Consider the following 11,781-nt stretch of genomic DNA (forward strand, 5'->3'; position numbering starts at 1 on the left):
ACGTGCGGCGGTTTCCTTTTGTAGACTTGCCATTCGCATCGCCCAGCGCAGCGCGGGCATGCCTGGCGATTGACCGGTGGAAGTGCTTCTGGCGCTTTCACCGTTTTGATTTATGGAGACGCAACACGATGGCCACCATTCCGATTACCAAGCGCGGTGCTGAAAAGCTCAAGGAAGAACTGCACCGCCTCAAGACCGTAGAGCGCCCCGCTGTGATCACGGCAATTGCCGAAGCGCGCGCGCAGGGCGACCTCAGCGAAAACGCTGACTATGACGCCGCCAAGGACCGCCAGGGCTTCATCGAAGGCCGCATCCAGGAGATCGAGGGCAAGCTGTCGGTGGCGCAGGTGATCGACCCCAGCGCCGTGGATGGCGGCGGCAAGGTCGTCTTTGGCGCCACGGTCGAACTGGAAGACGAAGAGTCTGGCGACCTCGTGAAATACCAGATCGTGGGCGAGGACGAGGCGGATCTGAAGCAAGGGCTCATCAATATCTCGAGCCCAATCGCCCGCGCCTTGATCGGCAAGGAAGAGGGCGATACCGCCGAAGTGCAGGCTCCCGGCGGGATTCGCCGCTACGAAGTGGTGGCGGTCAGCTACCAGTGAGCGGGAACGGCATGTTCCACCGCCTTCCTGCCCTGGTCGCTGCGCTCTGGTGGGGCAGCCTGACTACCATCGGGTTTCTGGTCGTTCCCATGCTGTTTGCCCACCTTCCGTCGCCCATGGTGGCGGGCAACATGGCGGCCAAGCTGTTTGCGGCGCAGACCTGGGTGGCGGTCGCCTGCTGTCTGGTTCTGCTGCTGATTTCAAGGCCAAAACAGGCGATAGCGCAGTATCCATGGGCGCAAGCTGCTATGGTTTTTATACTCGGTGGCATGCTGCTGGCGTTGCTCACGCAGTTTGGCGTGGCGCCGCGTATCGTGGCGCGGCAGGATTTGCGCCTGTGGCACAGCGTGGGGACGGTGATGTATGTGCTGCAGTGGTGCTGCGCACTGGCCGTGTTGTGGCAAACACTGCGCCAGGTTCAGAAGCCGCCGTTGTTGCCGGTCGGGCCTGACGGCACTGCAGACGACTGAACCGAGCGCTGGTCGCAACCAGCGCTGCCTCCAAACCGCCTATTCGCGCCAGTGCTCCGCCACCCAGGTGGCCGGACGAATGAAGCGAAACCGCCGGTTGCGCCGCCCGGCCAAAGCATCGGGGGGATTGCATTCCCCATGAAAGATCACGATGCGTGCGCCCGCTGGCACAAACGGCGGCCGCCAGTAGTTGGTCGGCCAGGGCGGTATCCCGTGGTATTTGAAACTCGGGCACCACGCCGCAGGCCAGTATTGCAACTTGCCCTGCCGGTGCAGGAAGTCCGACAAGTAGGCCTGCTCGTTGCGAAACTGCTCACGAATTTCTGAGAAATGCGCGCGAAAGTGCTCCAGCACGTCGGGGTGAGCTCCCAGCTCAAAGCGATAGACCGAGGAGTTGCCCGTGATGCGCCAGGGGCGCTTGTAGTCGTGGATGATCAGGAATTCACCCGGCTGGGTGAAAAAATCGTCCAGGCTGCCGGTGATGACCACGTCCACATCCAGGAACAAGGCCGTGCCTCGAAGTCCGTGCAGGTCCTTGCTGAAAGTGACCAGCTTGGTCCAGCCCCGCTCGGGGATGCCGGGTGGCAGATCGAGTGCGGGGATGGGCAGGCACTGCACTTCGCTGCGGATGCCCGTGCTGTCATCGGTCAGGCAGACAAAGCGAAAATCCCCGCTCAGGTGCCTGCGCACCATGGCATACAGCCGGTTGACGTATTCGGGGCCGTATTTCGTGCCCCACTTCATGCAGAGGATGTGGCGGACGGGCGCCATGCCGGCAGGTGCTGCAAAGTTTGCAGGTACTGCCGAACCTGCATCGTGGCTCATCAGTCTGCCTGGCGCTTCTTGATTGATTTTTGCTTGGGCTTGGCGCGTTTGATCTGGCCGCCCGAAGTGAGGCGCTGGTTGCCCAGCACGCGCAGTTGCTTGATCTCGGGGCGCTGGCCGCCGCGCTTGCTGTATTTGAGCACCTTGACGTCGCGTGGGCCGGGCATGCGGTCCTCATCGACCGTACGTTCCTTGACGGGCTGGGGGCGCCACAGTACCAGCAGCTTGCCGATGTGCTGGATGGGGGCTGCGTTGAGTTCGGCGGTCAGCTCCTGGTACATCAGCTCGCGCGCCACGCGGTCATCGTTGAAAACGCGCACCTTGATCAGGCCATGGGCGTTCAGGGCGGCGTCGATTTCCTTCTTGACCGCAGGGGTGAGTCCATCGCCGCCGACCAGGACGACGGGGTCCAGGTGGTGGGCATTGGCGCGTTGTTCCCGGCGCTCGGCGGGAGTCAGTTGAATTTGGGGCATGGGCCGTATTATCGGCGGTGCTGATTGTCGAGAGACAATGGAGCGGTATGAAAGTCAAAACCCAAAGCAAGAAGGTCAACAAGGCGTGGTTGAACGACCATGTCAACGACACCTATGTCAAATTGGCCCAGAAAGAGGGATACCGGGCACGCGCCGCCTATAAGCTCAAGGAAATCGACGAACAGCTGGGTCTCATCAAACCCGGTTACACCGTGGTGGATCTGGGTTCCACGCCGGGCGCCTGGAGCCAGTACCTGCGCAGGCGCATGTCGCCCGGGGGGGCTGCAGCGGGCCAACTCAACGGCACCATCATTGCGCTAGACCTTCTGCCCATGGAGCCCATCGAGGGTGTTACCTATATCAACGGTGATTTTCGTGAGGCGGAGGTGCTGGAGCGCCTGGAGCAGGCCCTGGATGGTCGGGTGGTGGATGTTGTCGTTTCGGACATGGCTCCCAATCTGTCCGGTATCGAATCGGCCGACGCTGCGCGCATTGCCCATCTGGTCGAACTGGCTGTGGAGTTTGCTTGCAACCATTTGAAACCGGATGGGGCCCTCGTGGTCAAGCTGTTCCATGGCAGCGGCTACAGCGATCTGGTCACGCTGTTCAAACAGACCTTCAAAGTGGTCAAGCCGTTGAAGCCCAAGGCCTCCCGCGACAAATCGTCCGAGACCTTTCTGGTGGGCATGGGCCTCAAGAAGACCGCCTGAACGGGCTTGCCTCAGGTCAAGAATCCGTGAATTTCGACCCTAAAGCCCGTGCTGTTTCCATGGCCGCTAGGGGGAATAGGGATGGCCGGGTGGCTTGAAACACCTAAAATGGGCCGCACATGCGTGCCATGACGGCAGTGTGTCCGTTTTCTGTTTCCCGCAACTGGAGCCCCGCTTGAACAATCAGTGGTTTTCAAAAATTGCCGTGTGGCTGGTTATTGCCATGGTGCTGTTCACGGTGTTCAAACAGTTTGACACCCGTGCCGGAGCCAGCGCAGGCCACGTCGGCTACTCGGAGTTCCTGGAGGAAGTCCGCAGCAACCGCATCAAGAGCGCGACCATCCAGGAAGGCCAGGGCGGCACCGAGATCGTGGCCGTCACCAATGACGACCGCAAGATCCGCACGACCGCCACCTATCTGGACCGTGGCCTTGTGGGCGATCTCATCAACAACAACGTCAAGTTCGACGTCAAGCCCCGTGAAGAAGGCTCCCTGCTCATGACCCTCTTGGTCAGCTGGGGCCCCATGCTGCTACTGATCGGCGTGTGGGTGTACTTCATGCGTCAGATGCAGGGCGGCGGCAAGGGCGGTGCCTTCAGCTTCGGCAAGAGCAAGGCGCGCATGCTCGACGAAAACAACAACCAGGTCACGTTCGCGGACGTGGCGGGTTGCGACGAGGCCAAGGAAGAAGTCAAGGAAGTTGTGGACTTCCTGAAAGATCCGCAGAAATTCCAAAAGCTGGGTGGCCGCATCCCACGCGGCCTGCTGCTGGTGGGCCCCCCTGGCACCGGCAAGACCCTGCTTGCCAAGTCCATCGCAGGCGAAGCCAAGGTGCCGTTCTTCAGCATCTCGGGCTCCGATTTTGTGGAAATGTTTGTCGGCGTGGGCGCGGCCCGTGTGCGCGACATGTTCGACAACGCCAAGAAGAACGCTCCGTGCATCATCTTCATCGATGAAATCGACGCCGTGGGCCGCCAGCGTGGTGCTGGCCTGGGCGGTGGCAACGACGAGCGCGAACAGACCCTCAACCAGATGCTGGTTGAGATGGACGGCTTCGAAACCAACCTGGGCGTGATCGTGGTGGCTGCCACCAACCGCCCCGACATCCTGGACGCCGCCCTGCTGCGCCCTGGCCGTTTCGACCGTCAGGTCTATGTGACGCTGCCCGATATCCGTGGCCGCGAGCAGATCCTGAACGTGCACATGCGCAAGATCCCGATTGGTCAGGACGTGGCCCCTGGCATCATTGCCCGTGGCACCCCTGGCATGAGCGGTGCCGATCTGGCCAACCTGTGCAATGAAGCTGCCCTGATGGCCGCGCGCCGCAACGCCCGTACCGTCGAGATGCAGGACTTCGAGAAGGCCAAGGACAAGATCCTCATGGGCCCCGAGCGCAAGAGCATGGTCATGCCCGAGGAAGAGCGCCGCAACACGGCCTACCACGAGTCTGGCCACGCCCTCATTGGCAAGCTGCTGCCCAAGTGCGACCCCGTGCACAAGGTCACCATCATTCCCCGTGGCCGGGCCCTGGGCGTGACGATGAGCCTGCCTGCCCAGGACCGCTACAGCTACGATCGCGAATACATGCTCAACCAGATCAGCATGCTGTTTGGTGGCCGCATCGCTGAAGAAGTGTTCATGAATCAGATGACCACTGGGGCCAGCAATGACTTCGAGCGTGCCACGCATATTGCCCGTGACATGGTCACCCGCTACGGCATGACCGATGCCCTGGGGCCCATGGTCTACGCCGAGAACGAAGGCGAAGTGTTCCTGGGCCGTTCGGTGACCAAGACCACGACCATGAGCGAGCAGACCATGGAAAAGGTGGACATGGAAGTGCGCCGCATCATCGATGAGCAGTACAACCTGGCCCGCCGCCTGATCGAAGAGAACAGCGACAAGATGCACGCCATGGCCAAGGCCTTGCTCGAATGGGAAACCATCGATACCGAGCAGTTGGACGACATCATGGCTGGCAAGGAGCCCCGTCCTCCCAAGGACTGGACGCCCCGTACACCTCCCTCGGGCGGCGACAACTCCAGCGGCGGCACGCCTGCGGTGACGACGGACACCGCACCATCGGCCGCCTGATTGCTGGCCGGTCCATCCGTTCTCACGGGGCCTTGTGCCCCGTTTTTCATGGGTGGTGTTGTGCTGCCTCCCGACCTCCACCAGGAAGGCGCCTGTGACCTTTTCTCGATCCCCCCATGATCTGGCAGACCTCCCGTTTCTCTATTGACCTGGCCGAGCCCCGCGTGATGGGCATCGTCAATGTCACGCCGGACTCGTTCTCCGACGGCGGGCGGCATGGCTCCACCGCTGCGGCCCTGCGGCATTGCGAGCATTTGCTGCGCGACGGTGCACACATTCTGGACATTGGCGGGGAGTCCACGCGCCCCGGCAGTCCGGCGGTGCCGCTGGACGAAGAGCTGGCGCGGGTGGTGCCTCTGGTGCAGGGCGCGGTGTCCCTGGGGGTGCCTATCTCCATCGATACCTACAAGCCCGAGGTCATGCGCGCGGTGCTGGACCTGGGCGCGGACATCATCAATGACATCTGGGCATTGCGCCAGCCGGGTGCCGCAGAGGTGGTGGCATCGCACCCGCAATGTGGGGTGTGCCTGATGCACATGCACCGCGACCCCCAAACCATGCAGGTGGCCCCGATGGAGGGCGATGTGGTACAGCAGGTACTATACTTTTTGCAGCGCTCTGCGCTTGACCTGCAAGCGCTAGGGGTCGAAAAGAACCGGATTGTGCTGGACCCGGGTATTGGTTTTGGCAAAACGGTGGAACAGAATTTTGCGCTGCTGGCGCACCAGTCGGTGCTGCGGGCTGCAGGCTATCCTCTTCTGGCAGGCTGGTCCCGCAAGTCGTCACTGGGCGCGGTGACGGGCCTGGCGGTAGAGCAGCGCATGGTGCCCAGCGTGGCGGCGGCGGTGTTGGCCGTGGAGCGTGGAGCTTCTGTGGTGCGCGTGCACGATGTCCGCGAAACCGTGGCGGCGCTCGCGGTGTGGCGTGCAATGCAAGCGGTCTGACGGGGTCTTCCGGAGGCTGGGGCGTTGTATGGATGGGCGCATGCCAGACCCTTTGGCGATGGATAACAAACAATGAGATTCACACGAGGAGACGCTAGAACATGACGCGCCAATACTTTGGAACCGATGGCATTCGTGGCACCGTCGGGCAGCCACCCATCACCCCGGATTTTGTTCTGCGCCTGGCCCATGCCGTCGGGCGAGTGTTGCGCAGGACCGAGGAGCGCCCCACGGTGCTTATCGGCAAGGACACCCGCATTTCAGGCTACATGCTGGAAAGCGCGCTGGAGTCAGGCTTCAACTCCGCGGGCGTGGATGTGGTGCTGCTGGGTCCTTTGCCCACCCCGGGCGTGGCCTACCTGACCCGCGCACAACGCGCCAGCCTGGGGGTGGTCATCAGCGCCAGCCACAACGCCTATCCCGACAACGGCATCAAGTTTTTCAGTGCACAGGGCACCAAGTTGCCCGACACGTGGGAGCAGGCCGTGGAAGCGGCCCTGGGCGAACCCCCGGTGTGGGCCGATTCGGCCAGCCTGGGCAAGGCGCGGCGGCTCGATGATGCGGCGGGCCGCTACATTGAGTTCTGCAAGAGCACGTTTCCGCAAGACCTGACCCTCAAGGGCCTCAAGATCGTCGTCGATGCCGCGCATGGCGCGGCCTACCAGGTGGCACCCAAGGTCTTCCACGAGCTGGGTGCCGAAGTGCTGTCGATTGGCTGCTCACCCGACGGCCTCAACATCAACCACGAGGTGGGAGCCACCCATCCTGATGCGCTCGTGCGGGCCGTGCGCGCCAACCACGCCGACTATGGCATTGCGCTCGATGGCGACGCGGACCGCCTGCAGATCGTCGATGCCACGGGGCGCCTGTACAACGGCGACGAGCTTTTGTACCTGATGGCTTCGGACCGCATGGGCCGCGATGAGCATGTGCCGGGTGTCGTGGGCACCCTGATGACCAACATGGCAGTGGAGGTGGCGCTGAAGGCAAAGGGCGTGAAGTTTGTGCGGGCCAAGGTGGGGGACCGCTATGTGCTTGAAGAGCTGGCGCGGCACCAGTGGGTGCTGGGCGGCGAGGGCTCGGGCCATCTGCTGGCGCTGGACCGCCATACCACCGGCGACGGCTTGGTGAGTGCTTTGCAGGTGCTGCAGGCCTGTGTGCGCAGTGGCCGTACCTTGGCGCAACTGTTGGCCGACATAACGCTCTATCCGCAGGTGCTGCTGAATGTGCGGCTGGCCCCTGGCCAGGACTGGAAGGCCAACCGCTTGCTGGCTGACACGACCCAAGCCGTCGAGCAGGAACTGGGCGCGTCAGGCCGCGTGCTGATCCGCGCGAGTGGTACCGAGCCGCTGCTGCGGGTGATGGTGGAGGCCCGTGATGCGCAAATGGCCAGTTCCTGCGCGCAAAGGTTGGCCGACGCGGCCCGTGCTGGCTGATGGTGATCCCGCCGAGAGCTCCTTCCACCGTTGGCGCGCCGCACGATCCGCTACGCTGCGGCCTTTGCCGCCGACCAGGAACCCCATAGATGCCTTCAAACACTGACATACCTTCCACCATCACCGTCCGTTCCGTGGACTACGGCAATGCCCGCGAAGCGCGGGCGTTGGTCGAACTGCTCGACGGCTATGCAAGGGACGTGGCGGGTGGTGGCGTTCCACTGAGCGCCGAGGTCCAGCGGGGCTTGCCCGAGGCGCTGCGCCAGCGGCCGCAGGCTTTCAGCGTGATGGCCTGGGCGGCGGACGCTTTGGCGCCACACGGCGAGGTGCCCGTGGGGCTGATCAATTGCCTGGAGGGCTTTTCGACCTTTGCCTGCCGGCCTCTGGTCAACGTGCATGACGTGGTGGTGGCACCCGGCTGGCGCGGCCACCGCATCGCACAGCGCATGCTGCACCGGGTGGAAGCGCTGGCCCGCGAGCGCGGTGCCTGCAAGCTCACGCTCGAAGTGCTTTCGGGCAACCACAGTGCAATGCGCGCGTACGAACGGGAAGGCTTTGCTGCCTACACCCTGGACCCCAGCATGGGGCAGGCGCAATTTCTGCAGAAGATGCTGGATGGGGCAGGGCCTGCGCCATTGGCGGCACCGTGAATCACCCTCCCGGAGACCTGACCGCATGAAGACAGTGTTTGGCCAGATCGCCGCAATGGGCGCCATCGTTGTGGCCGCGTTGCTGGCCGCTCCCGTGGCCCATGCGGGCAAGACTCTCGACGGTATCAGGGCGCGCGGGCAGGTGGTGTGTGGCGTCAATACAGGGCTGGCCGGGTTTGCGATGGCAGACTCCAGCGGCAAGTGGTCCGGACTTGACGTGGATGTCTGCAGGGCGATTGCAGCCGCTGTGCTGGGCGACGGCCAGAAAGTCAAGTACGTGCCGTTGGACGTGCCGCAGCGATTCACAGCCTTGCAATCCGGCGAGGTGGACGTGCTTTCGCGCAACACCACCTTTTCGCTGGCGCGCGATGCATCGATGGGTCTGCACCAGACGGTCGTTACCTACTACGACGGCCAGGGTTTCATGGTGCCTGCCAAGAGCAAGATCAGGAGCATCCGCCAGCTCAAGGGGCAGACCGTGTGTGTGCAGTCGGGCACCACCACCGAAAAAAACCTGGCCGACTATTCCCGTGCCAACGGCCTCGACATCAAACCCGTGATGTTTGAGAAGGTAGATGCTGCAACGGCTGCCTATCTGGCGGGCCGGTGCACCGCATTCACCACCGATGCATCGGGCCTGGCAGCCTTGCGCAGCGGTGTTTCGCAAGGCGCGGCAATACACACCATCTTGCCGGAACTCATCTCCAAGGAACCCCTGGGGCCCTTGGTGCGGCGGGGCGACGACGAGTGGTTTGCCGTGGTCAAGTGGGTGATCTACGGCCTGATCGAAGCCGAAGAGTATGGTGTGACGCAAGCCAATGCGGATTCGCTGAAAGCCAGCAGCGCCCACCCGGTGGTGCAGCGCATGGTGGGTACTTCGGAAGATACCGGAAAGCTCCTGGGGCTGGACCGGGACTGGTTGCTGCGCGCCCTCAAGACCACCGGCAACTACGGCGAGATTTTCGAGCGCAACGTCGGTCAAAAGTCGGCGCTGGGGCTGCCGCGCGGCCTCAACAACCTGTGGAGCAAGCAGGGCCTGATGTACGCGTTTCCGATCCGCTGAACTGCGCTTGCAGGGACTGACCTGGGCGACGATGCATGGGGTGCTGACTGCTGAAAGCCCGCACAGCCCCAAGAGCCTCGGTCCTGCAGACTGGGTGTATTTGCTACTGAAATTATAGCTGCTTACGCTTTACCATCAAGCGTTAGGCCCGGTTTTCATGTTATTTTCGAGCCGATGGGCTGCTGTCCCTGCTGCGTCCACCGGTGCATTCCTTGGCCGCTGCACGAGCCCTTCGACCAGCATGGGGCAGTGTCGGTCAATGCAACTGCCGCCGCATGAAGGCTTCCAGCTCGGGCGCGGACAGCGGCATGCTGAAGTGGTAGCCCTGCGCCTCGTCGCACCCTTGTTCGCGCAGGTAGGCCAGTTGACCTTCGGTCTCCACGCCTTCTGCCGTGGTGCGCATGCCCAGCGCCTGGGCCATGCGGATGATGGCGCTGACGATGGCGCGGTCGTTGCCGTCATCACCCAGGTCGCGCACGAACGACTGGTCGATCTTGAGCTTGAAGATCTGAAAGCGCTTGAGCTGGCTCAGCGATGAGTAGCCGGTGCCAAAGTCGTCCATCGACATGCGCACGCCGCGTGCGTGCAACTGGTCCATGGTGGCCACGGCAGCATGGGGGTCGTCCACGGCGACGCCCTCGGTCAGCTCCAGCTCCAGGGAGTCGGGCGGCAGACTGAACTCGGCCAGCATGCGGCTCACCAGCTCCGGCAGCTGCGGCTGGCGAAACTGGATGGCTGACAGGTTTACGGCCATCGTCAGGTGTGGGAATCCGTTCGTGCGCCAGGTTTTGAGCTGTGACAGCGCCGTGCGCAGCACCCATTCCCCAATCTGCAGGATCTGCCCGCTGTCTTCGGCAATGGGAATGAACTCTGCCGGCGATACTGCGCCCAACTGCGGGTGTTGCCAGCGCAGCAATGCCTCCACGCTGCGCACGGAGCCGTTGGTCAGGCTCATCTGCGGCTGGTAGTGCAGGTGGAACTGGTTGCGCTCCAGCGCACGCCGCAGGGCGTTTTCAAGCTGCAAGGCGCGCACCGACTGCGCCTGCATCTCGGGGGTAAAGAACTTGAAGGTATTGCGCCCGTCGAGCTTGGCGCGGTACATGGCCACATCGGCCGACTGCGTCAGCGTGTCGAAGTCCGTGCCATCCTGCGGGAACAGCGCGATGCCCATGGACGGCGCCATGGTCAGCTCGTGGTGGTCAATCTGGTAGTGCTGGCGCGATGCCTCCTGCAGCTTGCCGGCCACGCGGGCGGCACCATGGGCATTGGCGCCCGGCAGCAGCAAAATGAACTCGTCGCCGCCCAGGCGCGACACGGTGTCCTTGTCGCGCACCACGGCCCGCAGCCGCTTGGCGATCTCCACGAGCAGGGTATCGCCCACGCGGTGGCCCAGCGAGTCGTTCACATGCTTGAAGTGGTCAAGGTCCAGGAAGATCAGGGCCAGCGGCGTGTTGCCCTCCTGGGCGACGCGGATGGCCTCCTGCGCCCGTTCTGCCAGCAGCGTGCGGTTGGGCAGGCCTGTCAGGGCGTCGTAGTGGGCCAGCCAGTAGATGCGTTCCTGATCGGCCTTGCGGTCGTTGATCTCACGGTGCAGGTTGTCCACGGTCTCGCGCAGTTCGCGGGTGCGGTCCTGCACCTGCCTTTCGAGGTCTTCGTGGGCACTGGCAAGCACGGCCTGCGCCTGCTTGCGCTCCGTGATGTCCATCGTGATCCAGATGGAGCCCTGCGATGGATCGGCTGGGTCGATGGACTTGCTGCGCACCTCGCAGATCACGGGGGTCCCATCCTTGCGGCACAGCTCCAGCTCGCCCTCGTAGGAGTGGCCCGCGGCCAGCTGCGGATAGCATCGGCGGCCGACCTCTTCCCACGCAGCGTCGCTGGCGTACCACCGGCGCGAGGGGCTGCCCACCAGTTCACCGGGCTCGTAGCCCAGCATCTGTTCGAAGTGGTGGTTGCAGCGGGTCAGGCGCCGGTCGCGCAGGAACACGATCCCCACCATCGCGCTGTCAAAGAGCAGCTGCTTTTCACGCACCGCTGCGCCCAGTGCAGCCTGCGCACGCTTTTGCTCGTCGATGTCGTCCAGAATCCAGATGGAACCTTCGGCTGTGTCGTGCGGGTTGATGAGCCGCCCGGTCAGGCTGCCCCAGAACAGGCTGCCGTCGCGCCGGCGCAGCTGGCGCTCGACGCGGAACGCCTGGCCCTCGGCTAGGACTGGGTAGGCGGTGCGGCCCAGATCGCGAAACGCCTCGCGCGAAGGGTAGAAGGTTTCGGTGTTCAGCCCGACCAGGCTCTCGGGGCTGGCATGGCCAAAAATTTCGGCATACCGCTGGTTGCAGCGCACCACACTGCGCTGGCGCAGGAACACAATGCCTACGCCCGCACTGTCGAGCAGGGTTTGCTGTTCGCGCAGCGCGCGTTGCAAGGGAGTGTCGGTGGCAATTCCAGGACGCTGCGATTCTGGAGTGCTGTACGGCGCAAACATGGAGACCGGTACGGGCTGTAGGGCCTGG

Annotated in this window: 11 protein-coding genes; 8 read left to right on the forward strand and 3 right to left on the reverse strand. The window is 63.4% G+C overall.

What is annotated here, in order from left to right:
* Positions 1-128 precede the first annotated feature (128 nt).
* Both greA and LPA35_RS16945 read left to right on the forward strand, forming a co-directional pair.
* Complete coding sequence (greA, locus tag LPA35_RS16940) at positions 129-605, forward strand: transcription elongation factor GreA (RefSeq protein ID WP_055398230.1); 477 nt, start codon at positions 129-131, stop codon at positions 603-605.
* Positions 606-616: 11 nt separating this feature from the next.
* The gene (locus LPA35_RS16945; protein WP_055398229.1) at positions 617-1,075 is read left to right on the forward strand and encodes a DUF4149 domain-containing protein; all 459 of its coding nucleotides are present in this window, start codon (positions 617-619) and stop codon (positions 1,073-1,075) included.
* Positions 1,076-1,114: 39 nt separating this feature from the next.
* On the opposite strand, the gene LPA35_RS16950 is transcribed toward LPA35_RS16945, so the two are convergent.
* Positions 1,115-1,900, reverse strand: coding sequence for a hypothetical protein (locus LPA35_RS16950; protein WP_055398228.1), 786 nt, complete (start codon positions 1,898-1,900; stop codon positions 1,115-1,117).
* Positions 1,900-2,373 (reverse strand): YhbY family RNA-binding protein, encoded by a 474-nt coding sequence (locus LPA35_RS16955; protein WP_055398227.1) that lies wholly within the window; start codon positions 2,371-2,373, stop codon positions 1,900-1,902. The genes LPA35_RS16950 and LPA35_RS16955 overlap by 1 nt, the downstream gene beginning before the upstream one ends.
* 47 nt (positions 2,374-2,420) lie before the next feature.
* On the opposite strand from LPA35_RS16955, the gene LPA35_RS16960 reads away from it, so the two are divergent.
* From LPA35_RS16960 to LPA35_RS16985, 6 genes are all read left to right on the forward strand, one after another.
* Entirely contained in the window at positions 2,421-3,083 is a 663-nt protein-coding gene (locus LPA35_RS16960) for an RlmE family RNA methyltransferase (RefSeq protein WP_055398226.1), read from the forward strand.
* A gap of 175 nt (positions 3,084-3,258) precedes the next feature.
* A complete protein-coding gene (gene ftsH / locus LPA35_RS16965; protein WP_055398225.1) occupies positions 3,259-5,178 on the forward strand; it encodes an ATP-dependent zinc metalloprotease FtsH in 1,920 nt (639 codons plus the stop codon).
* Between the two features lie 116 nt (positions 5,179-5,294).
* Positions 5,295-6,122 (forward strand): dihydropteroate synthase, encoded by an 828-nt coding sequence (gene folP / locus LPA35_RS16970; protein ID WP_228897752.1) that lies wholly within the window; start codon positions 5,295-5,297, stop codon positions 6,120-6,122.
* Between the two features lie 101 nt (positions 6,123-6,223).
* On the forward strand, positions 6,224-7,558 hold the full coding sequence (glmM, locus tag LPA35_RS16975) for a phosphoglucosamine mutase (RefSeq protein WP_055398223.1): 1,335 nt from the start codon (positions 6,224-6,226) through the stop codon (positions 7,556-7,558).
* An 89-nt stretch (positions 7,559-7,647) separates the two neighbouring features.
* On the forward strand, positions 7,648-8,208 hold the full coding sequence (locus LPA35_RS16980; RefSeq protein WP_055398222.1) for a GNAT family N-acetyltransferase: 561 nt from the start codon (positions 7,648-7,650) through the stop codon (positions 8,206-8,208).
* Between the two features lie 25 nt (positions 8,209-8,233).
* Positions 8,234-9,271: an amino acid ABC transporter substrate-binding protein gene (locus LPA35_RS16985; protein ID WP_228897753.1), complete on the forward strand. Its 1,038-nt coding sequence runs from the start codon at positions 8,234-8,236 to the stop codon at positions 9,269-9,271.
* A 256-nt stretch (positions 9,272-9,527) separates the two neighbouring features.
* On the opposite strand, the gene LPA35_RS16990 is transcribed toward LPA35_RS16985, so the two are convergent.
* The gene (locus LPA35_RS16990) at positions 9,528-11,753 is read right to left on the reverse strand and encodes a bifunctional diguanylate cyclase/phosphodiesterase (protein WP_228897754.1); all 2,226 of its coding nucleotides are present in this window, start codon (positions 11,751-11,753) and stop codon (positions 9,528-9,530) included.
* Positions 11,754-11,781: the final 28 nt, after the last annotated feature.

The sequence above is a fragment of the Acidovorax sp. Leaf73 genome (genome assembly GCF_916855635.1).
Lineage (GTDB): Bacteria > Pseudomonadota > Gammaproteobacteria > Burkholderiales > Burkholderiaceae_C > Acidovorax > Acidovorax facilis.